At 75.2% G+C, this 21,960-nt stretch carries 18 protein-coding genes and 1 tRNA gene; 14 read left to right on the top strand and 5 right to left on the bottom strand.

Annotated elements, in window-relative coordinates:
* Positions 1-4: 4 nt before the first annotated feature.
* A complete protein-coding gene (locus tag CSPHI_RS06865; protein WP_075692091.1) occupies positions 5-1,183 on the bottom strand; it encodes an MFS transporter in 1,179 nt (392 codons plus the stop codon).
* A 264-nt stretch (positions 1,184-1,447) separates the two neighbouring features.
* Here CSPHI_RS06865 and CSPHI_RS06860 point away from each other — a divergent pair, with 264 nt between their 5' ends.
* The 4 genes from CSPHI_RS06860 (at position 1,448) to CSPHI_RS06845 (ending at position 4,930) form a co-directional block, all read left to right on the top strand.
* Positions 1,448-2,173 carry an NUDIX domain-containing protein gene (locus CSPHI_RS06860; RefSeq protein WP_075692090.1) on the top strand — a complete coding sequence of 242 codons (726 nt, stop codon included), beginning with the start codon at positions 1,448-1,450 and terminating at the stop codon, positions 2,171-2,173.
* Between the two features lie 3 nt (positions 2,174-2,176).
* Positions 2,177-3,118 (top strand): tyrosine recombinase, encoded by a 942-nt coding sequence (locus CSPHI_RS06855; protein WP_075692089.1) that lies wholly within the window; start codon positions 2,177-2,179, stop codon positions 3,116-3,118.
* A gap of 120 nt (positions 3,119-3,238) precedes the next feature.
* Entirely contained in the window at positions 3,239-4,111 is an 873-nt protein-coding gene (locus CSPHI_RS06850; protein ID WP_075693855.1) for a ParA family protein, read from the top strand.
* Between the two features lie 3 nt (positions 4,112-4,114).
* Positions 4,115-4,930 carry a segregation and condensation protein A gene (locus CSPHI_RS06845; RefSeq protein WP_084210292.1) on the top strand — a complete coding sequence of 272 codons (816 nt, stop codon included), beginning with the start codon at positions 4,115-4,117 and terminating at the stop codon, positions 4,928-4,930.
* A 7-nt stretch (positions 4,931-4,937) separates the two neighbouring features.
* Here the strand turns inward: CSPHI_RS06845 and CSPHI_RS06840 are convergent, their stop codons facing one another.
* The gene (locus tag CSPHI_RS06840; RefSeq protein WP_075692088.1) at positions 4,938-6,569 is read right to left on the bottom strand and encodes an aspartate:alanine exchanger family transporter; all 1,632 of its coding nucleotides are present in this window, start codon (positions 6,567-6,569) and stop codon (positions 4,938-4,940) included.
* A 270-nt stretch (positions 6,570-6,839) separates the two neighbouring features.
* On the opposite strand from CSPHI_RS06840, the gene CSPHI_RS06835 reads away from it, so the two are divergent.
* The 9 genes from CSPHI_RS06835 to CSPHI_RS06795 all read left to right on the top strand — a co-directional run bounded on the left by CSPHI_RS06835 (position 6,840) and on the right by CSPHI_RS06795 (position 18,055).
* A complete protein-coding gene (locus CSPHI_RS06835) occupies positions 6,840-9,161 on the top strand; it encodes a carbon starvation CstA family protein (RefSeq protein ID WP_075692087.1) in 2,322 nt (773 codons plus the stop codon).
* Positions 9,158-9,358 (top strand): YbdD/YjiX family protein, encoded by a 201-nt coding sequence (locus tag CSPHI_RS06830; protein WP_425429718.1) that lies wholly within the window; start codon positions 9,158-9,160, stop codon positions 9,356-9,358. Before CSPHI_RS06835 ends, CSPHI_RS06830 begins: the two co-directional genes overlap by 4 nt.
* A 32-nt stretch (positions 9,359-9,390) precedes the next feature.
* Positions 9,391-9,984 (top strand): SMC-Scp complex subunit ScpB, encoded by a 594-nt coding sequence (scpB, locus tag CSPHI_RS06825; RefSeq protein WP_075692086.1) that lies wholly within the window; start codon positions 9,391-9,393, stop codon positions 9,982-9,984.
* Between the two features lie 25 nt (positions 9,985-10,009).
* Positions 10,010-11,308: an adenosylmethionine--8-amino-7-oxononanoate transaminase gene (locus tag CSPHI_RS06820; RefSeq protein WP_075692085.1), complete on the top strand. Its 1,299-nt coding sequence runs from the start codon at positions 10,010-10,012 to the stop codon at positions 11,306-11,308.
* A complete protein-coding gene (bioD, locus tag CSPHI_RS06815; RefSeq protein ID WP_075692084.1) occupies positions 11,305-11,997 on the top strand; it encodes a dethiobiotin synthase in 693 nt (230 codons plus the stop codon). Before CSPHI_RS06820 ends, bioD begins: the two co-directional genes overlap by 4 nt.
* Positions 11,998-12,105: 108 nt before the next feature.
* Positions 12,106-12,996, top strand: a complete 891-nt coding sequence (locus tag CSPHI_RS06810) for a pseudouridine synthase (RefSeq protein WP_075692083.1) — start codon at positions 12,106-12,108, stop codon at positions 12,994-12,996.
* Positions 12,993-15,227: a bifunctional cytidylate kinase/GTPase Der gene (gene der / locus CSPHI_RS06805; protein WP_075692082.1), complete on the top strand. Its 2,235-nt coding sequence runs from the start codon at positions 12,993-12,995 to the stop codon at positions 15,225-15,227. The genes CSPHI_RS06810 and der overlap by 4 nt, the downstream gene beginning before the upstream one ends.
* 112 nt (positions 15,228-15,339) lie before the next feature.
* Positions 15,340-16,158 (top strand): PASTA domain-containing protein, encoded by an 819-nt coding sequence (locus CSPHI_RS12670; protein WP_075692081.1) that lies wholly within the window; start codon positions 15,340-15,342, stop codon positions 16,156-16,158.
* Between the two features lie 148 nt (positions 16,159-16,306).
* Positions 16,307-18,055 carry an HNH endonuclease signature motif containing protein gene (locus CSPHI_RS06795; protein WP_075692080.1) on the top strand — a complete coding sequence of 583 codons (1,749 nt, stop codon included), beginning with the start codon at positions 16,307-16,309 and terminating at the stop codon, positions 18,053-18,055.
* A gap of 64 nt (positions 18,056-18,119) precedes the next feature.
* Here the strand turns inward: CSPHI_RS06795 and CSPHI_RS06790 are convergent.
* The 3 genes from CSPHI_RS06790 to rraA all read right to left on the bottom strand — a co-directional run bounded on the left by CSPHI_RS06790 (position 18,120) and on the right by rraA (position 19,467).
* Positions 18,120-18,196, bottom strand: a tRNA-Pro gene (locus tag CSPHI_RS06790).
* Between the two features lie 76 nt (positions 18,197-18,272).
* The gene (locus CSPHI_RS06785; RefSeq protein ID WP_075692079.1) at positions 18,273-18,953 is read right to left on the bottom strand and encodes a glycoside hydrolase family 25 protein; all 681 of its coding nucleotides are present in this window, start codon (positions 18,951-18,953) and stop codon (positions 18,273-18,275) included.
* Positions 18,954-18,990: 37 nt separating this feature from the next.
* Positions 18,991-19,467, bottom strand: a complete 477-nt coding sequence (gene rraA, locus CSPHI_RS06780) for a ribonuclease E activity regulator RraA (protein WP_075692078.1) — start codon at positions 19,465-19,467, stop codon at positions 18,991-18,993.
* Between the two features lie 176 nt (positions 19,468-19,643).
* Between rraA and secA2 the strand changes: the two genes are divergently transcribed.
* Positions 19,644-21,917, top strand: coding sequence for an accessory Sec system translocase SecA2 (secA2, locus tag CSPHI_RS06775; RefSeq protein WP_075692077.1), 2,274 nt, complete (start codon positions 19,644-19,646; stop codon positions 21,915-21,917).
* Positions 21,918-21,960 lie beyond the last annotated feature (43 nt).

Raw genomic sequence — 21,960 nt, 5'->3', positions numbered from 1 at the left:
CCCGTCAGGCGGTCCGCCGCGGTGCCGCGGTGAGCGCCGCGGCCAGGCCGGCGGCGGTGATCGCGGCGACCACCACGGCGAAGGCGATCGCGCTGCCCAGGAAATCCAGGTAGGTGATCGCGAAGCCCAGACCCACGATGGGCACACCGGCACCGAAGTAGGCGATGGTGAAGAACATGTTCATGTTCCCCATCCGGTCCGCCTCGTCGGCCACTTGGGCGGCGATCCCCACCGAACGGGCCATGGTCAGGCCCTGGCCGATACCGCAGACCACCGCCCCGGCGACGTAGAGCCATACCGCGCCGGTCGGGATCGCCAGGCAGATGAGGGCCAGGGAGGCCACCAGCAGCAACGAGCCGTGCCGCAGGCCTGCCCGGGCCGGCACGCGGGCGAGCCCCAGCTGGGTGACCCCGGAGACGATGAAGGCCAGCCCCACGGCGAAGCCGGTGAGCATCGGCGAACGCACCCCGGCGATGGTGTCCAGGAAGGCCTGGGTGAGCCCGGCGAGTAGCCCGAAGGCGGCGAGCCCGGCCAGGGCCAGGCCCGCGGCGCCGAGGAAGGCGGCCACCCCGCGCCGGGGCAGGGTGGGCGGCGCGAACCCGGTCGCGCCGCCGCGGCGGTGCGTCTCCGGCATGGTCGCCAATGCGAGGGCGGACAGCGCGACCAGCGTCAGGTGCACGAGGAAGACGGTGCGCTCGGGGGAGGGGGCGTATTCCACGATGAGCCCGGCCACCGCGGGCCCCAGGCCCAGGCCGAGCACATTCGCGGCGGTGGCGTAGGTGGAGGCCCGCGTCTTCCGGTGCTCGGGGGCGACCTCGATGGCGGCGACGGTGGCGGTGCCGACGTAGATGCCGGAGGACAACCCGGTGACCACCCGGGCGGCGTAGAGCCCGATTTCGCTGGGCCAGGTGAGGAACATGAGGTCCGAGACGACGAACACCGCCAATCCCGTCCACAGCGCCCCGCGCCGGCCGACCCAGTCGGAGAGCCCGTTGAGCAGGATCAGGGCGAGCACGATGCCGCCGGCGAAGATGGCGTAGATGCCGGTAACCGACCAGTCGGGAAGGTCGTAGGTCTCCTTGTACCCAGCGTAGAGCGGGGTGGGCATCGTGGTGCCGAAGATGACGGTGGCCAGGGCGAGCAGGACCGCGAATAGTCCGAGTGAGCTGCGGGTGTTCGGCATCGCTTCTCCCATTTCTCGTGCGCTTCAATGGACTCCGATGAATACGATTTGGTTCATGTATCCCGTGGCTGCCGTACCGTACCTGGGTAGCGGGGGGGGGGGCGTCCAGCCGCTGACCTGAATAACACCCATTCGGGGTTATGAATATTGAGCCTTACCTGGGCGGCTGGCAATCCCGACTAACGATGGGGTGGCTCTTATTCAGTCTTATTGCGTACCCAGCTAGGCGGCGGATCGGCGCGGCCGGCGGGTAGAACTGGGGGCATGGTTAACCCGCAGCAGACCGACCCTGGCACCGCCGCCGAGTCCCCTGGCCCCGGCGGCCACGATTTCGCGGTGGTGGGCTCCGAGGTGCTGGTGGAGGCCCCGATCCTGGCGTTGCGCCGGGACATGGTGCGCATGCCCGGCGGCCGGATCGCCGCCCGCGAGGTGGTGGAGCATTTCGGGGCGGTGGCGGTGGTCGCCCTCGACGGGCGGGGGCGGGTCGCGCTGCTGCGGCAGTGGCGGCAGGCCGCCGGGGACCGGCTGCTGGAGCTGCCCGCCGGGCTGCTCGACCTGGCGGGGGAGGACCCGCTGGCCGCCGCCCGCCGGGAGCTGGCCGAGGAGGCCGGCCTCGCCGCGGGCCGCTGGTCGCTGCTCACCGACTTCCTCACCTCGCCCGGGTTCGCCGAGGAGGCGGTGCGGGTGCTGCTCGCCGAGGGGATCACCGAGGTGGCCCGCCCCGGGGGAGCCGATGACGAGGAGGCGGATCTGCAGCTGATGCGGGTGCCGCTGGCCGAGGCCGCGGCGATGTGCCTGGACGGGCGGATCCGCAACGGCATCGCCGTGGCCGGGATCCTCGCCGCCGCCCGGGTGGTGGAGCACGACCTGCCCCGCCGCCCCGCGGACGCCCCCTTCGGCATCCGGCCGACCACCCTGGCCCGGCGCCGGGCCCGGCTGCTCGGCGGCGGGGACCTCAAGCGGGTGCCGGGCGCCGGGGCGGGGGAGTAGCCGGTGGGCGGTGCGGCGGGGCTGCGCGAGCTGGCCGGGGCCTTCCTGGACCAGTTGACCGTGGAGCGCGGCGCCAGCCGGCACACCCTCGCCGGCTACCGCCGGGACCTGGGCCGGTACCTGGGTTTCCTGGACCGGCTGGGGCGGACCGACATCGGTGCGGTGACCACCGCGGACGTGGAGGCCTTCCTGGAGGACCTGCGCCGCGGGGACCCGGAGGCCGGACGGGCCCCGCTGGCGCCGAGCTCGGTGGTGCGGGTGCTCTCCGCGGTGCGCGGGCTGCACCGCTTCGCCGCCGCCGAGGGCGCCGCCGCCGATGATCCGGCCGCCCGGGTGCGCCCGCCGAAGACCCCGGGCCGGCTGCCGAAGGCGCTGAGCCTGGCGGAGGTGGAGCGGCTGCTCGCCGCGATCCCGGGCGGGGAGGCCGCCGGCGTGGCCGATCTGCGCGACCGGGCCCTGGTGGAGCTGCTGTACTCCACCGGGGCGCGGGTGAGCGAGCTCTGCGATCTGGACGTCGACGATCTGGACCGGGCCGACGGCCTGGTGCTGCTGCGCGGCAAGGGCGGCCGGGAGCGGCTGGTGCCGGTGGGCCGGCCCGCCCTCGCCGCGGCGGAGGCCTGGCTGGTGCGCGGCCGGCCCGCCCTGGCCCGGGCCGGCTCCCCGCCGGCGCTGCTGCTCAACCGGCTGGGCCGGCGGCTGTCCCGGCAGTCCGCGGGCAACGCGCTGGCCGCGATCGGGGAGCGCGCCGGGCTGCCCGGGCGGGTGAGCCCGCATGCGCTGCGGCACAGCTTCGCCACGCACCTGCTGGAGGGCGGGGCGGACATCCGCACCGTGCAGGAGCTGCTCGGGCACGCCTCGGTGACCACCACGCAGATCTACACCCGGGTCACCGCGGAGAACCTGCGGCGGGTGTGGGCCGGGGCCCATCCCCGCGCCGGCGGCTGAGGCGCCCCCGCGCGCCGGGTTCGGGGCGGCCGCGGCGATGGGTACAGTGGTGGGGGATGCAGGTGCGGGCCTTGACCGGTGCGCGCCACCGCCGAAACCGTCAAGGAGGAGAGGTTGACCGTGAGTGATGCGGCCTTGTTCGACGCCGACTCCGGCCGGCTCGGCCTCACCGGGCGACCCGAGCGGGAGCTGCCCGAGCCGAAGCCCCTGGACTCCCATGGGCCGGCCACGGTGCTGGCGATGTGCAACCAGAAGGGCGGCGTCGGCAAGACCACCTCGACGATCAACCTCGGCGCGGCGCTGGCCGAATTCGGCCGGCGGGTGCTGCTGGTCGACCTCGACCCGCAGGGGGCGCTGTCCGCGGGCCTGGGCGTGCCCCATGAGGAGCTCGACCTCACCGTCTACTCCCTCATCATGGACCCCTCCCTCGACGTGCGGGACGCGGTGCACCGCACCAACGTCGCCGGCCTCGACCTGGTGCCCGCCAACATCGACCTCTCCGCGGCGGAGATCCAGCTGGTCAACGAGGTCGGCCGGGAGCAGGCCCTGGGCCGAGCGCTGCGCCCGGTGATGGCCGACTACGACTACGTGATCATCGACTGCCAGCCCTCGCTGGGGCTGCTCACCGTCAACGCGCTGACCATCGCGCACGGGGTGATGATCCCCATGGAATGCGCCTACTTCTCGCTGCGCGGGCTGGCCCTGCTCACCGACACCGTGGAGAAGGTCCGGGACCGGCTGAACTTCAACCTCGAGGTGCTCGGCATCCTGGTCACCATGTTCGACCGGCGCACCCTGCACGCCCGCGAGGTGATGACCCGGCTGGTGGAGGTGTTCGGGGACAAGGTCTTCGACACCGTGATCACCCGCACCGTGCGCTTCCCGGAGACCTCCGTGGCCGGGGAGCCGATCACCACCTGGGCGCCGTCCACGGAGGCCGCCGAGCAGTACCGGGACCTCGCCCGCGAGGTCATCGAGCGCACCGGGGGCTAGGCGGTGGCCGGGCCGGCGGAGCCGGTGCAGGAGGAGCTGCCCGGGTTCCGGGTGGCGCTGGCGAACTTCACCGGCCCCTTCGACCTGCTGCTGCAGCTCATCGGGGACCGCAAGATGGACGTCACCGAGGTGGCGCTGGCCGCGGTCACCGACGAGTTCATCGCCTACACCCGGGGGTTGGACGCGGTGAAGGACCTCGACGAGATCACCGGCTTCCTGGTGGTCGCCGCGACCCTGCTGGATCTGAAGACCGCCCGGCTGCTGCCGCGCGGCGAGGTCGACGACGAGGCGGACCTGGAGCTGTTGGAGGCCCGGGACCTGCTCTTCGCCCGGCTGCTGCAGTACCGCGCCTACGGCCGGGTCGCGGACCTCTTCGCCCAGTGGCAGCGCGACGCGCCCCGCCGGCACCCCCGGGCCACCGGCCTGGAGGAGCGCTACGCCCATCTGCTGCCCCCGGTGGAGCTGGGCATGGACGCCGCCGGATTCGCCCGCTTCGCCGCCGCCACGCTGCGCCCGAAGCCCCCCGAGGAGGTCGGGGTGGAGCATCTGCACCGGGTGGAGGTCTCCGTGCCCGAGCAGGCCGGACGGCTGCTGGACGCGCTGCGCCTGGCCGGCCCCGGCGCGGCGGTGCCCTTCAGCGCGCTCACCGCCGGCTGCCGGGCCTCCATCGAGGTGGTCGGCCGCTTCCTGGCGCTGCTGGAGCTCTACCGGGCCAAGGCGGTGGAGGCCGAGCAGGCCGAGCCGCTGGCCGAGATCGACGTCACCTGGACCGGCCTGGACGTCGACCCCGCGGTCGTCGCCGCGGCGAACTGGTCCTGACCGGGCCTCAGAGCAGCAGCATGATGAGCCCCTGGGCGGCGAGGATCTTGCCCACCATGGCCACCGGGTAGACGGTGGTGTAGCCCCGGGCGGAGAGATCCGTGCCGGAGGCGGAGTTGAGGTAGGCGATCACCGCCGGGTTGGTGGACAGCCCCGCGGCCACCCCGATCGCCTCGTCGAAGCTGAGGCCGCGCCAGGCCATCACCGCCGCGACCACCGCCACCGCGGCGACGACGGTGAGCACCAGGCCGAGGCCGATGTAGCGCAGGCTCGCCGGGTCGGTGAGCGCCTCCCGGAAGCCCGCCCCGGCGGAGGTGCCCACCCCGGCCATGAACAGGGCCATGCCCGCGGCCTCCAGGGTGCGGGTGGCGTGATAGGGCAGCTGCCACCGCACCGGGCCGGTGCGGCCCAGCGCCCCGAGCACCAGCCCGGCGAGGATCGGCCCGCCGCCGAAGCCCAGGGCCAGGCTGGACCCGCCGGGCAGCGGGATCGGGATCGCGCCGAGGCCCAGGCCGATCGCCAGGCCCAGCGCCAGCGGCAGCAGATCCGGGCTGGCCAGCGACTTCTCCGAATCGCCCAGGTAGTCCCGGATCGCGTCGATGCGCTGCCGGGGCGCGACCACGCGCACCCGGTCGGCCAGCTGCAGCCGGTCCGCGCCGGTGGGCACCACATCGGCGTCGCCGCGGCGCAGCCGGGCGATGGTGAACCCGTGCTCCTCCAGGGTGCGCAGCTCCGCGATGGTGCGCCCGGCGACCTCCGGGTTGGACACGGCCATCCGCACGAAGCGCAGGTCCGCGGCGTCGAGGGCCATCTCGGAGCGCTCGCCGAGGGCGGCGGTGGCGGCCTCGATCGCCGCGGCGGTGCCGTTGACCAAGATCACCCGGCCGGGCCGCAGCCGATCCTCCGGCTCCGCCAGCCGCTGGTCGGCGTCCGCGCCCTCGCCGAGCGCCAGTCGGGTGGTGATGACCCGGGCCCCGGTGTAATCGGGCACCTCGGCGACGGTGAGGTCCCGGCCCGGCCCGATCCGGATGCAGGCGTAGTGCAGCGGCTCCGGCAGCACCCCGGCGGCGCGGGCGTCGGCCTGGTGGTCCACCTTCAGCAGCCGGTAGCCCACGGCGGCGACCAGGATGATGCCGAGCACCCCGCCCGGGTAGGCCAGGGAGTAGCCGACCACCGCATCCGTTGCGCGGGCCGGGTCGGCGCCGGGGGGCAGCAGCTCCGGCACCGCGTCCAGGATCGCGGCCATGCCCGGGGTGGAGGACACCGCCCCGGCGAACATGCCCGCCCCGGTGACGGGATCCGCCCCGCTGACCCGGATGAGCACCGCGGCCAGGCCGGTGAGCGCGGCGAGCGCCCCGACGATGACGAGGTTCAGCGCCAGGCCGCGGCTGCGCAGGGTGCGGAAGAAGGCCGGGCCGGCGGCCAGCCCGATGCAGTAGACGAACAGCGCCAGCCCCAGCTGGTAGAGCAGCGGCGGCATCCGGATCCCCGGCTCCGCGGTGGACACCGCGATCGCGACGAAGAGGATCGCCGCGGAGCCGAGGCTCAGCCCGCCGAGCCGGATCCGGCCCACGGCGAAGCCGAGGGTGAGGATGAGGGCGAGCGCGAGCAGTGGGGCGGAGGCGAGGTAACCGAGCACGGCCCCACCCTAGAGGGTTCCCGCAACACCGTTCGCCGACGGGGCCCCGGAGCACCGGGATCCCACCAGGCGGGATGATTCGCGTATGCGATGTGGTGAAGGTAACGCGGCCGGCGCCCCCGTAAATCAGCGCATATGGCTTTTCCCCTCCCCGCCCATCGCCTACAGTGGCATCGTTTTCCCGCCCCGCGGGAAACCCCGCGTCCGGCGCCCGCCGGGGGCGGCCACGTGAGGGCCCGCATCGCCGGGCCCCGGACGAAGGAGGCCCCGATGAGCGCACCCGCCGCACCCGCGGACGTCTCGCCGCCGGAGGGCGTCGAGTTCCTGCGCCCCGATCCCGAGCTGCCCCCGGTCGGCGTCGTCGACCGGCGCCCGATGCCGATGGCCAAGCGCCTGCTCTTCGCCGCGGTGGCGCTCGTCGCCGCGGTCGGCTGGGCGATGATCGCCGTGGTCCGCGGGGAGGAGATCTCCGCGACCTGGCTGGTGCTCGCCGCGGTGGGCACCTACATCATCGGCTACCGCTTCTACGGCCGGCTCATCGAGTACAAGGTGATCCGGCCCCGCGACGACCGGGCCACCCCCGCGGAGCGCCATGACGACGGCCGGGACTTCATGCCCACCGACCGCCGGGTGCTCTTCGGCCACCACTTCGCCGCGATCGCCGGCGCCGGGCCCCTGGTCGGCCCGATCCTGGCCGCCCAGATGGGCTACCTGCCGGGCACCATCTGGATCGTCTTCGGCGCCGTGTTCGCCGGGGCGGTGCAGGACTACATGGTGCTGGCCATCTCCACCCGGCGCAAGGGCCGCTCCCTGGGCCAGATGATCCGCGATGAGCTCGGCTCCTTCGGCGGGGTCCTCGCCATCGTCGGCATCCTGGTCATCATGATGATCCTCATCGCCGTGCTCGGCGTGGTCATCATCGGCGCCCTGGCGCAGTCGCCCTGGGCGGTGTTCTCCCTGGCGCTGACCGTCCCGATCGCGGTGTTCATGGGCTGCTACCTGCGCTACCTGCGGCCCGGCCGGGTCACCGAGACCACCGTGATCGGCATCGTGCTGCTGCTGCTGGCGATCATCGCCGGCGGCTGGGTGGCCGCCGACCCGACCTGGTCGCAGTGGTTCACCTGGGACAAGCCCACCCTGGCCTGGGCGCTCACCGGCTACGGCTTCGCCGCCAGCGTGCTGCCGGTGTGGCTGCTGCTGGCCCCCCGCGACTACCTGTCCACCTTCATGAAGGTCGGCGTGATCGCGCTGCTGGCGGTGGGCACCGTGATCGCGATGCCGGTGATCCGGATGCCCGCGATCACCGACTTCGCCCGGGAGGGCACCGGCCCGGTGTTCCACGGGGAGCTCTTCCCCTTCCTGTTCATCACCATCGCCTGCGGGGCCCTGTCCGGCTTCCACGCCCTGGTGTCCTCCGGGACCACCCCGAAGCTGGTGGAGAAGGAGTCCCAGGTGCGCATGATCGGCTACGGCTCCATGCTCATCGAGTCCTTCGTCGCGGTGATGGCGATGTGCGCCGCGGTGATCCTGGACCAGCACCTGTACTTCGCGATGAACGCCCCGGCGGCGCTCACCGGGGGCACCCCGGAGACCGCCGCGGCCTACGTCAACGGCCTGGGCCTGCCCGGGGCGGGCATCGACCCGGCGGCGCTCACCGCCGCCGCGGAGGCGGTCGGCGAGGAGACCATCGTCTCCCGCACCGGCGGCGCGCCCACCCTGGCCTTCGGCATGTCCGAGATCCTCTCCGACGTGTTCGGCGGGGACGCGCTGAAGGCCTTCTGGTACCACTTCGCGATCATGTTCGAGGCGCTGTTCATCCTCACCACCGTCGACGCCGGCACCCGGGTGGCCCGGTTCATGCTCGCCGACGCGCTCGGCAACGTGCCGGGGCTGACCCGGTTCAAGGACCAGTCCTGGGTGCCCGGCAACGTGGTCGCCTCCTTCCTGGTCTGCGCCGGCTGGGGCTCCATCCTGATCATGGGCGTCACCGACCCGCTGGGCGGCATCAACATGCTCTTCCCGCTGTTCGGCATCGCCAACCAGCTGCTCGCCGCGATGGCGCTGACCCTGGTCACCGTGGTGGTGATCAAGAAGGTCGGGCTGCGCTGGGCCTGGATCCCGGGGCTGCCGCTCATCTGGGACCTGGTGATCACGATGACCGCGTCCTGGCAGAAGATCTTCCACGAGTCGCCGACCATCGGCTACTGGTCGCTGCACGCGGCCTACCGGGCCGGCGATCCCGAGGTCACCGCCGGGCGCACCCCGGAGGAGATCGACGCGGTGATCCGCAACACCGCGGTGCAGGGCTCGCTGTCCATCGTCTTCGCCGGGGTGACCCTGCTGGTGGTCCTCGCCGGGGTGGTGGTCTCCGCCCGGGCGGTGGCCGCCCGGCGCCGCGACCCCGATGCGGTGGTGCCGACCTCGGAGGAGCCGTACGCGCCCTCCCGGCTGTTCGCCCCGCGGGGCCTGGCGCCCACCGCCGAGGAGCGGGCCATCCAGGCCGAGTGGGACCGGCTGGATCCGGTGGCGCTGGCCCGGCTGCGCCGGGAGCGCGCCGGGGCGGCGGAACCCGCCGCGGAGCCGGCCCGGTGAGCGCGGTCTCCCGCCTGGCGGCGGCGGCCAGGTCGGTGGCCTGGTACGTCAAGGAGCTGATGGGCGACCACGACTACGCCCGGCATGTGGCGCATCTGCGCGCCCACCATCCGGAGGCGCCGGTGCCCACCGAGCGGGAGTACTGGCGGGCGCGCTGGGCCGAGGAGACCGCCCGGCCCGGGGCGCGCTGCTGCTGAGCGCGGCGGCCGGCGGCGGCTACCCTGGGCCCATGACCGAGACCCCGGAGACCGCCCCGGCCGGCCCGGCCGCCGGGCCCGTCGACCCGCTGCGCGCCGCGGTGGAGGCGATCCTGCTCGTCGTGGACGCCCCCGTGGCCCCGATGGACCTGGCCCGCGCCCTGGACGAGGACCCGGACCGGATTCGCGGGGCGCTCGCGGAGATCCGCGCCGAGTTCGACGCCCGCGGCAGCGGGTTCGATCTGCGGGAGTCCGCGGAGGGCTGGCGGCTCTACACCCGCCCGGAGCACGCCGACGCGGTGGAGCGCTTCCTGCTCGACGGCACCCAGACCCGACTGTCCCGGGCGGCCCTGGAGACCCTGGCGGTGGTCGCCTACCGGCAGCCGGTGACCCGGGGCCAGGTCTCCGCGGTGCGCGGGGTGAACGTGGACGGGGTGATGCGCACCCTGCTCGCCCGCGGGCTGGTCGCCGAGGCGGGGGAGGAGCCGGCCACCGGGGCGCACCTCTACGTCACCACCAACCTGCTGCTGGAGCAGCTGGGCATCGGCAGCCTCGAGGAGCTGCCGGATCTGGCGCCGCTGCTGCCGGACGTGGATCTCATCGACGAGCCGCTCGGCGAGCCCTGATCGTCGTTCAACTACGCTGGGGGCCATGACCGGACCAGCCCCCGCGGCCGATCTCGCCGCCTTCGACGCCGCGCACATCTGGCACCCCTACGGGCCGCTGCCCGCCGCACCGCCCGCGCTGCCCGTGGTCGCCGCCGAGGGCACCCGGCTGCAGCTGGCCGACGGCCGGGAGCTCATCGACGCGATGAGCTCCTGGTGGGCGGTGGCGCACGGCCACCGCAACCCCCGGCTCACCGCCGCCGCGCACGCCCAGCTGGGCCGGATGAGCCACGTCATGTTCGGCGGGCTCACCCACCCGCCGGCGGTGCAGCTGGTCCGCGGGCTGCTCGACCTGGTCGAACCCCACCTGGACCGGGTCTTCCTCGCCGACTCCGGATCCGTGGCCGTGGAGGTCGCGGTGAAGATGGCCCTGCAGTACCAGCGCGCCACCGGGCACCCGGAGCGCACCCGGCTGATGACCTGGCGCGGCGGCTACCACGGCGACACCCGCGCCCCGATGGGCGTCTGCGACCCCGACGGCGGCATGCACGCCCTGTGGCGCGGCGCCATCGCCGCCGAGGTCTTCGCGCCCCGGCCCCCGGACCGCGGCGCCGGGCCGGGGGAGATCGACGCCTACCTCGCCGCCGTCGACGCCGCGGTCACCCCGGAGGTCGCCGCGGTGATCGTGGAGCCGGTGGTGCAGGGCGCCGGCGGGATGCGCTTCCACGACCACGCCACCGTCGCCGGGCTGCGCCGGATCTGCGATGAGCGGGGCCTGCTGCTCATCGCCGACGAGATCGCCACCGGCTTCGGCCGGGCCGGTGACCTGTTCACCAGCGCCGCCGCCGGCGCCGCCCCGGACATCCTCTGCCTGGGCAAGGCGCTCACCGGCGGGATGCTCACCCTGGCGGCCACCCTGACCACCGGGGAGGTCGCCGCCGCAATCTCCCGGGCGCACGGCGGGCTGATGCACGGGCCCACCTTCATGGGCAACCCCCTGGCCTGCGCGGTCGCCGCGGAGGCCACCGCGATCATCGCCGAGGGCGACTGGCGCGGGCAGGTGCCCCGGATCGCCGCCGGCCTGCGCGCCGGCCTCGCCGGCCTCGCCGGGGACCCCCGGGTCGCCGAGGTGCGCGCGCTCGGCGCCATCGGGGTGGTGGAGCTCCACGACCCGGTGGACATGGCCGCGGCCACCGCCGCGGCCGTGGCCGAGGGGGTGTGGCTGCGCCCCTTCGGCCGGCTCATCTACACGATGCCGATGTACATCAGCGACGACGCCGAGATCGCCCGGATCTGCCGGGCGATGGCCGCCGCGGTCGCCGCCCAGCCGGAGCCGGCCCGGTGAGCGCGGTCATCCTCACCGGGGTGGGCACCGACGTCGGCAAAACCGTCGCGACCGCCGCCCTGGCCGCCGCCCTCGCCGCCGCCGGCCGGCGCCCCCGGGTGGTCAAGCCCATCCAGACCGGGCTGCGCCCCGGCGAGGCCGGGGACCTCGCCGAGGTGACCCGCCTGGCCGGGGTCGGCGACGTCCACGAATTCGCCCGCTACCCCGACCCGCTGGCCCCGGCCACCGCCGCCCGCCGGTGCGGCGCGACCCCGCCGGAGCTCGGGGAGGTCGCCGCCCGGGTGCGCGGCCTCGCCGCCGGCCGGCCCACCCTGGTGGAGGGCGCCGGCGGGGTGCTGGTGCGGATGGGCGGCTGGACCATCGCGGACCTCGCCGCGGAGCTGGCCGCCCCGGCGGTGGTGGTCACCGGCTGCGCCCTGGGCGCCCTCAACGCCGCGGAGCTGACCTGCGAGGCGCTGCGCGCCCGCGGGGTCCGGATCGCCGGGCTCATCATCGGCGCCGTGCCCGCCCGGCCCGATCTCGCCACCCGGCTGAACCTCGGGGAGCTGCCCGAGGTCACCGGGGCGCCGATCCTCGCCCGGATCCCGGACGGGGCCGGGGCATGGCGGGGGCGGGCCTTCCGCGCCGCCGCCGCCGGCTGGTTCACCGCCCGCCCGCGCGAGGTGGGGTTCCCCGGCCCCAGCGCCTAGACTGGCCCCGATGCGGGCCCGCCGGGGACGGCGCGGCCCGCGCAGGACCATCTCCCCCGCCGCGGAGCCCCGCGGCGGGGACCCCGAAGTCTCTAAGGACGTGCAGAAGTGACACCCGCTCGCCGAGACGGCACACCGGAACGACACGACGGCTCCCGCGGCGCCCACGCCGCGGACACCTTCATCCCCGGCGCGAAACCCGCCCGCCACCAGCATCCCCGCGGCGCCGCCGCCCGCGGCTCCGGCGAACCCGGCGGCGCCGCCGGGGAGGGGGTGCGCCTGCAGAAGGTCCTCGCCGCCGCCGGGGTGGCCTCCCGCCGGATGGCGGAGAAGCTCATCGCCGACGGCCGGGTCGAGGTCGACGGCAAGACGATCACCCGCCAGGGGGTGCGGGTGGACCCGGGCACCGCGGTGATCCGGGTCGACGGCAACCGGGTCATCGTCGACGAGGAGATGACCTACCTGGCGCTGAACAAGCCCCGCGGGGTGCACTCCACGATGAGCGACGACCAGGGCCGGCCCTGCGTCGGCGACATCGTCGGCGAGCACCTCGCCGCCGGCCGCCGGCTCTTCCACGTCGGCCGCCTGGACGCGCAGACCGAGGGCCTGCTGCTGCTCACCAACGACGGGGAGCTCGCCAACCGGCTGATGCACCCCCGCTACGAGATCGCCAAGACCTACCTGGCCACCGTGCTCGGCGAGGCCGGCCGGGACCTGGAGCGCACCCTCACCGCCGGCATCGAGCTCGACGACGGCCCCGCCAAGGCGGACCTGGTGCAGGTCGTCGACGCCTGGCAGGGCCGCTCCATCGTGCGCATCGAACTGCACGAGGGCCGCAAGCACATCGTGCGCCGGATGCTCAAGGCCGCCGGGTACCCGGTGCAGCGCCTGGTGCGCACCAAGATCCACACCGTGCAGCTCGGCGAGCAGACCCCCGGGGCGCTGCGCGCCCTGAACCGGGCCGAACTCGCCTCCCTGTACAAGGCGGTGGGGCTGTGAACGAGCTGACCCGGACCGAGTCCGCCGAGCCGGTGCTGGTGGCCGTGGACGGCCCCTCCGGCACCGGGAAATCCACCGTCTCCCGGGCGGTCGCCGAGCGCATCGGCGCCGCCTACCTGGACACCGGGGCGATGTACCGGGTGGCCACCCTGTGGGTGCTGCGCCGGGGCATCGACCCCGCCGACGCCGCCGCGGTCGCCGCGGCCACCGCGGAGCTGCCGATGACGGTGTCCGAGGATCCCCGCTCCACCGCGGTACTGCTCGACGGCGAGGACGTCTCCGCCGAGATCCGCGGCCCCGAGGTCACCGGCGCGGTGTCCGCGGTCTCCGCGATCCCGGCGGTGCGCGACAACCTCGTCGCCCTGCAGCGCGAGCTCGCCGCCCGCGCCGGGCGCTGCGTGGTGGAGGGCCGCGACATCGGCACCGTGGTGCTGCCGGACTGCCCGGCGAAGGTGTACATGACCGCCTCCGCGGAGGTCCGGGCCCGCCGGCGCACCGACCAGGACCTCGCCGCCGGCCGGGACGCCGACTACGACACCGTGCTCACCGAGGTGATCCGCCGCGATGAGCTGGACTCCACCCGGGAGACCTCCCCGCTGCGGCCCGCCGCCGACGCCCGGATCCTGGACACCTCCGACCTCGACGTGGCGCAGGTGATCGAGGAGATCCTGGGCATCGTCGACGCCGCCTACCCGGGCCTGTTCCCCGAGGAGGGGGAGGAGGGCGACGGCGCCGCGGCCCCGGCGGCGCCGGAGCCGGATCCGGAGGAGGCCCTGGACCGGGCGCTGGCCCGCCATGAGGAGGTCATCGCCGAGGCGGTGGCGCGCGCCGAGGCCGGCGAGCTCGGCCCGGACACCGACTGGGCCGCCCTGGAGGAGGCCTTCTCCGCCCTCGGCATGGAGGACGCCGAGGACGAGGCGCTGCCCACGGTGGCCATCGTGGGCCGGCCCAACGTCGGCAAGTCCACGATGGTCAACCGCTTCATCGGCCGCCGCGAGGCCGTGGTGGAGGACTTCCCCGGGGTCACCCGGGACCGGATCAGCTACCTCGGCGACTGGGCCGGGCGGCGGTTCTGGGTGCAGGACACCGGCGGCTGGGACCCCGACGCCAAGGGCATGCACGCCGCCATCGCCCGGCAGGCGGAGACCGCGATGGCCGACGCGGACGTGATCCTCATGGTGGTGGACACCACCGTGGGCGTCACCGCCGCCGACGAGCTGATGGCCCGCCGGCTGCAGCGCGCCGAGCAGCCGGTGATCCTGGTGGCCAACAAGTTCGAGTCCGACGCCCAGCTCGGCGACGTCGCCGAGTTCTGGGGCCTCGGCCTGGACTACCCGCACCCGGTGTCCGCGCTGCACGGCCGCGGCAACGCCGACGTCCTCGACGAGGTCGTCGCCAAGCTGCCGGAGACCCCGCGCGCGGCCGGGCAGCCCTCCGGCCCGCGCCGGGTGGCGCTGGTCGGCAAACCCAACGTCGGCAAATCCTCGCTGCTGAACAAGATCACCGGCGAGGACCGGGCGGTGGTCTCCGAGGTCGCCGGCACCACGGTCGACCCGGTCGACGCGGTCGTCGTCCTGGACGAGCGGCCCTGGCGGATCGTGGACACCGCCGGGCTGCGCAAGAAGGTGCGGCAGGCGCAGGGCCACGAGTTCTACGCCTCCCTGCGCACCCGCGCGGCGATCGACGCCGCCGAGGTGTGCGTCTTCCTCGTCGACGCCTCGGAACCGGTCACCGAGCAGGACCAGCGGGTGCTGCGGATGGTGCTCGACGCCGGCCGGGCGCTGGTGCTGGCCTTCAACAAATGGGATCTCGTCGACGAGGATCGCCGCCCGCTGCTGGAGCGCGAGGTCGACCTGCAGCTGGCGCACGTGCCCTGGGCGCGCCGGGTGAACATCTCCGCGAAGACCGGCCGGGCCCTGCACAAGCTGGAGCCGGCGATGCTGGAGGCCCTGGACAGCTGGGATCAGCGGATCCCGACCTCCCGGCTGAACACCTGGCTGCGCGAGGTGCTCCAGCAGACCCCGCCGCCGATGCGCGGCGGCCGGCTGCCGCGGGTGCTCTTCGCCACCCAGGCCTCCACCCGGCCCCCGGTGATCGTGCTGTTCACCACCGGATTCCTGGAGCACGGCTACCGGCGCTTCCTGGAGCGCCGGCTGCGCGAGGAGTTTGGCTTCGCCGGGTCCCCGGTGCGCATCGCGGTGCGCGTCCGGGAGCGCCGCCGCCGCAGGTAGGCTGGACCCCCGACCGCGGGCGTTGCGCCCGCGGCCGCCGGGGTGCACAGTAGTGGATTCCGGCGTCGCGGCCCCGGCGCCGCGCATCCACGACAGAGAGGCACGCAGGACCATGGCCGACCAGCGCACCCCCCGCGATCCCTTCGATCCGGAGTCGCCCACCGAGTACATCGGCGGCGGCCCCGGCTCGCGCGGCGGCGATGACGGCGCCCCCACCGAGTACCTCGGGGCGGAGCGCCCGGGGGAGACCCGGGCCGCCTGGGGCAACACCGCCGCCGGGGCCGGGGCGAGCCGGGCCGGCTCCGGCGGGTCCGGGCAGTACTGGGCGCCGCTGACCCCGGAGGAGGCCGGCTACGCCGACGAGGACTTCGCCGGCGGCGGGGCGCAGCCGCAGCCCGGCTACGCCGAGCCCGCCGGGCACGCCGCGCCGGTGCAGTCCCGCGGCGGCGGCCGGCCCGGGGTGGTCGCGATCGTCGGGATCGTCGCCATCGTCGCGGTGGTGGCGCTCATCATCTGGTTCTTCGCCGGCCGCGAGGACGCCGCCCCCGCCCCGGAGCCGACGACCACCTCCGCGCCGCCGCCGAGCACCACGGACACCACGGATCCGGCCACCGAGATCACCAACCAGATCCAGGACCAGATCGACGGGCTGCGCGATGAGATGGAGTCGCTGCGGGAGAACCCGCCGGCGATCCCGGGCGTGCCCGGCGGGGAGGTCACCGAGCAGACCATCCCGGAGGCGGAGGGCAAGTCCCCGGCCCAGGTGGAGCTGAACCTGCGCCGGCTGGGCTTCAGCGACATCACCGTCGTCGACGCCGACGGCACCGAGGTCAACTCGCTGGTCGCGGCGACCTCCACGGTGGACTCGATCGACCCGCCGACCGGCACCTCGGTGCCCACCGACCAGCCGATCACCATCTACCTGCGCTGATCCGCGCCCGGCCGCGCATCCCGGGGGTGACGGGGGTGCCTCCGGCGGAAAACCCTGGACGCAGTCGAACGCCCATGCGATAATCGTGGGCGAAGCGAACCCCCGGGGGACCGGGGGATCGGGCGAGACATCGGGGGAGTGACGCGCCATGGGGGACGACCGCACGCCGACCGGCACGACCGGCGCCGGCGACCACGCCGACCGGGTGGCTCCCCCGGCGGCCACCGCCCCCGGGGCCGGGGCCGGCGGGGATCTCGCCGCGCTGGACCTGGCCCTCGACGAGATGGAGTACGCGGCGGAGGTCCTCGCCGAGCGCCTGCCCCGGGTCCCCGAGGACGAGCGCCGGCGGGTCTACCGGGCCCTGGAGCGCTGCCGGGCCAAACTCGCCGCCGTCGACGTGGCCTACCTCACCGCCGGGCGGACGGAGGAGCTGCGCTTCCCGCCCCGGGTGGTCCGGGATCTCGCCGACGAGGTGCACGTCTCCCACGGGGAGGCCCGCCGCCGCTACCGCACCGCCCGGCTGCTGCAGGGCACCATCGAGGAGGGGCCCGACGGGCACACCCTGCCCGCCATCGCCCGGATGGTCGCCTCGGGCGAGATCGGGGCCGACGCGGTGGAGAACCTGCACCGCAGCATCGCCCGGCTGCCGCAGGCCGCGCGCTACCGGGTGCGGGAGGTCGAGAAGCCGATCGCCTGGGTGTGCCGGAACGCCCGCGTGGACGAGCTGGCCGACATGACCGGGATGCTGCGCTTCCTGCTCGGGGTGGAGGACACCGCCGGCGACGGGGCGCGCCGCGCCCGCCGTTCGCTGAGCATCTCCCGGCCGGACCGGCACAACATGTGCGCCCTGCGCGGCACCATCACCCCGCAGTTCGCGGCGGTGCTCCGGGGCCTGGCCGCCGATCACGCCCGCCCCGGCGGGCTGCTGCCCGGGGAGCTGGTCGAGGCCGATCGGCGCACCCCCGCGCAGCGGCTGCATGACGCGGTGCTCGCCGCCGTGGAGGGCGGCTACCGGCGCGGCGGGCCGATGCGGCCCGGCCGCGGCACCACCACCGTGGTCGCGGTGATGACCGTCGCCGAGCTCGCCGCCCGGGCCGGGGTGGCGCTGACCGACGTGGGCACCACGATGAGCGTCACCGAGGCGATGGAGCGCGCCGACTTCCGGGATCTGCATATCGGGGTGCTCGATCTGGAGGGCCGCCCGCTGGCCCTGTACCGGGGGCGGCGCTGCGCCTCGCTGGCCCAGTACCTGATGCTCTGCGCCGAGGAGGGCGGCACCGTCGCCGCCCGGGCCAGCGCCCCGCCCCGCTACTGCGAAATCCACCACATCGTGCCCTGGGCGATGGGCGGGCCGACCAACCTGGGGAACCTGACCCTGCTGGATCGGCGCACCCACTCCCTGGTCGATGATTCGCGCACCGATCCGGGCCGGTACTGGACGGTGCCGGGGGATGGGCCGGAGAAGGCGTGGGTCTTCCCGCCGGACTACGTCGACCCGCTGCGTCGGCCGCGGGCCAACGAATCCCCCGGGGCCTACCGCGCCCCCGGCCGCCGGATCCGGCGCTGCCGGATCGGCCTGGCCGAGATCATCGGGGACTGGGAGCGGGCCCGTCGGCGGGCGCGGGAGCGCGAGGCGGCCGGGGAGCCGCCGGGGCCGCCGCCGGAGGCGCCGCCGCCGCGCAACCGGGTCGCCGATCCCCCGGCCCCGGACCCCGGGCCGCCCGCCCATCCGCCGGCGTTCCCGCGGGAGCAGCTCGACGCGCTCCTCGGATTCGGCCCCCGCCGGGGCCCGGCTCCGCCCGGGGCGGACGAGGGGCCCGCGGAACCCGGGGGACTCGAGGGGCCCCTGTCGATCGGCGAGGACGCCGTGCCCGATGCGCCCGGCGGCGCCGGCTAGACCGCCGGCGCCCGGATCGACGACGGCGCCGCGCCGGGGAGATGCTCCCCGGCGCGGCGCCGGATGGTCGGACTGACAGGATTTGAACCTGCGACCCCCTCACCCCCAGTGAGGTGCGCTACCAAGCTGCGCCACAGTCCGCCGGTCCGCCGTGCGGACCCCGACCACCATACCCAGGCGGTCCCCGCCGCGCCAAATCCCCCGAACACCGGGGATATCAGGCCCTTTCCGGGAGCCGGCCGGCGAGCAGCCGGGCCAGCGCCGGCTCCCCGCCGGCGCCCGCGGGGAAGGCGGAGAGATCCACCCGGAAGCCGCCGACCCGGCCCCGATCGGTGTACTGCCACAGGTCCGGGCGCACCCCGTGCACCGGCCGCCAGGCGGGGTGATCGTCGCCCGGGTAGGCCGGCGGCTCCGGATCCCCCGGCCACTCGGCCAGCCACAGCCCGCCGATCCGGGGCATCCGGCGCAGCCGCCAGTAGCCGCGGGTGGCGTACATCCCGGCGCAGGCCACCCCGCGCTCGGCGAGCAGCCCCGCGGCCAGCCGCACCTGCCCGGCGGTGAGGCGCGGCCGGGTCTCGCAGTCCAGCCACACCCCGGGCCGCGGCCCCGCGCCCAGCCGGGCCAGCTGCGCGGCCACCGCATCGGCCTGCTCCGCCAGGGCGCTGCCCTCGTCGGGGTGCCGCAGGTACCAGTAGGCGCCCAGGTGCAGCCCGGCGGCGGCGGATTCGCCGGCCTGCCGGAGGAAGGCGGGGTCGGCGTAGTCGCCGTCGCAGGCGCGCACGATGGCGAAGCGGTGCCCGGCGGCGGCGATCGCCGCCGGGTCCAGCCCGTCCTGCCATTGGCTCAGGTCGACGCCGGTGATGGTCCCGGCGGCGCGGGCGGAGCGGGTGATGGTCATGGGGGCACCTCCAGTGCACCCCCGATGGTAGGTGAACTCAGCGCACCACGATGCCGTCGGAGTCCGCCCAGACATGCTCACCGGGGACGAACTCCACCCCACCGAAGCGCACCGGCACATCGCGCTCCCCGGCGCCGGTCTTGGTGGACTTGCGCGGGTTGGTGCCCAGCGCCTTGCAGCCGAAGTCCATCTCCCCGATGAGCTTGGAGTCGCGCACCGCGCCGTGCACGATCACCCCGGCCCAGCCGTGGTCGCGGCCCAGACCGGCGATCACGTCGCCGACCAGGGCGGTGTGCAGGGAGCCGCCGCCGTCGATGACCAGCACCCCGCCCGGGTTGTCCTCGGAGAGCACGGACTTCAGCAGGGCGTTGTCCTGGTGGCAGCGCACGGTGGAGATGACGCCGTGGAATTCCCGGCGGCCGCCGATATCGCGCAGCTGCAGATCGCAGGAGCGCACCTCGGCTCCGATCTCGTCGACGAGATCCGCGGTGGGGGTGAATCCGGTGTCGGTCATGGGCGTCCTTTCCTCGGGGGGGTCGGCGGGGCCGCGGGGCAGCGGCCCCGACTCCCAGGGTGCCAGATGGGCCGGGGCGCCCCGCCGGGTGCATTAGGGTGGATCGCCGGAAAGGGCCCGCCCCCGCCCGGCCGGGGGAGCGTGGGCCGGACGCGGCCGAGGTGGAGGAAACGCCCATGGCGGGGATGAACTGGTTCTGGAGGGCCCTCGGCGGCAGGCAGGGCCGGGATCAGAAACGCAGCCTGGGCCTGGTCGCCGCCGCGGCGGCGCTGGAGCCGGAGCTGGCCGAACTGGGCGACGCCGAGCTCGCCGAACGCGCCCGCGCCGGCCGGGACGACGCCCCGGCGCTGCTCGCCGCGCTGCGCGAGATCTCGCGGCGCACCATCGGGTTGCGCCCCTTCGACGTGCAGTTGCAGGGTGCCCTGCGGCTGCTGGAGGGCGATGTGGTGCAGATGGCCACCGGCGAGGGCAAGACGCTCTCCGGGGCGCTGGCCGCCGCCGGGTTCGCGCTGCGCGGCAGCCGGGTGCACGCGATCACGGTGAACTCCTACCTCGCCGGCCGGGACGCCGCCTGGATGGGCCCGCTGTTCGAGTTCCTGGGCCTCACCGCGGCCGCGATCGGGGAGGCCGACGGCCCGGCGGCCCGGCGCGCCGCCTACGCCGCGGACGTGGTCTTCGTCGCGGTCAACGAGCTGGGCTTCGACGTGCTGCGGGACCGCGGGGCGCTGGCGACGGGGGAGCGGGTGCTCTCCCCGGCGCCGGTGGCGATCATCGACGAGGCGGACTCCGCCCTGGTGGATGAGGCGCTGGTGCCGCTGGTGCTCGCCGGCTCGGAACCGGGGGCCTCCCCGGCGGGCCGGGTCACCGACGTGGTGCGCCGGCTCACCCGCGGGGAGGACTACACCGTCGACGAGGGCCGCCGCAACGTCTTCCTCACCGACTCCGGGGCCCGCCGGGTGGAGCGGCTGCTGGGCATCGGCTCCCTCTACGACGCCGCCCACGTGGGCGGCACGCTCACCCAGGTCAACGTGGCCCTGCACGCCCGGGAGCTGCTGCGCCGGGACGTGGACTACATCGTCCGGGACGGCCGGGTGGCCCTGGTCGACGGCTCCCGGGGCCGGGTGGCGGATCTGCAGCGCTGGCCCGACGGGCTGCAGGCGGCGGTGGAGGCCAAGGAGGGCCTCGACGTCACCGAGGGCGGCCGGGTGCTGGACAGCCTGACCATCCAGCAGCTCATCGGCCGCTACCCGGTGACCTGCGGGATGACCGGCACCGCGGTGGCCGCCGGGGACCAGTTCCGGGAGTTCTACGGGCTCACCGTGTCGGTGGTGGAGCCCAACGTGCCCTGCATCCGGGTCGATGAGCCGGATCGGATCTACGCCACCGGGGCGGACGCCTTCGCCGCGGTGGTCGCCGAGGTGCTGGCGGTGCACGCCACCGGGCGGCCGGTGCTGGTGGGCACCCGCGACGTGGCCGAATCGGAGGCCCTGGCCGCCGCCCTGGCCGAGGCCGGGGTGGCCCCGGCGGTGCTCAACGCCAAGAACGACGAGGCGGAGGCGGCGGTGATCGCCGAGGCCGGCGCCCCGGGCCGGGTCACCGTGTCCACCCAGATGGCGGGCCGGGGCACCGACATCCGGCTCGGCGGGGCCGATGGGGCCCGCCGCGGGGAGGTCGTCGAACTCGGCGGGCTGTGCGTGATCGGCACCGGCCGGCACCGCACCGCCCGGCTCGACGATCAGCTGCGCGGCCGCGCCGGGCGGCAGGGCGACCCGGGCTCCTCGGTGTTCTTCGTCGCCCTGGACGACGACATCGTCCGGGAGGGCGGCGCCGGGGAGGAGCTGGTGGTGCAGCCGGAGGACGACGGCCGGATCCGGGATCCGCGGGCGGCGGCGCATGTGGACCGCGCCCAGCGGGTCACCGAGGCGACGATGCTGTCCATCCACGCCACCACCTGGAAGTACAACAAGCTGATCGGCGACCAGCGGGACATCCTCGACGAGCGCCGGGACCGGCTGCTGGCCACCGACGCCGCTTGGGAGGAGCTCGCCGCGGCGGAACCGGCGCGGGCCGCGGAGGTGGAGGCCATCGCCGGGCCGGCCGCAGCCCGGGAGGCCGCCCGCGGGATCATGCTGCACCACCTCGACGAGGGCTGGTCGCGGCATCTGGCCGATCTCGACGATCTGCGCGAGTCGGTGCATCTGCGGGCCCTGGCCAAGGAGAGCCCCATCGACGAGTTCCACCGCGCCGCGATCGCCGCCTTCAAGGGCCTGGCGGAGCGGGCGGTGGCCGGGGCCCGGGAGACCTTCCGAAGCGTCCGGGTCACCGCCGAGGGGGTGGACTTCGCCGCGGAGGGGCTGGGCCGGCCCACCGCCACCTGGACCTACATGGTGAACGACAACCCCCTGTCCGGCGGTTCCGCGGTGGGCGCGATCGCGGCGCTGTTCCGCTGAGCCCGGCCCCGGATGCCGCGGGGGGCTTCCCGTCGGCGCCCGG

It is taken from the genome of Corynebacterium sphenisci DSM 44792 (assembly GCF_001941505.1).
GTDB lineage: Bacteria > Actinomycetota > Actinomycetes > Mycobacteriales > Mycobacteriaceae > Corynebacterium > Corynebacterium sphenisci.
Note: the sequence above shows the minus strand (reverse complement) of the source record. Positions and strands in the feature narration are given on the sequence as shown.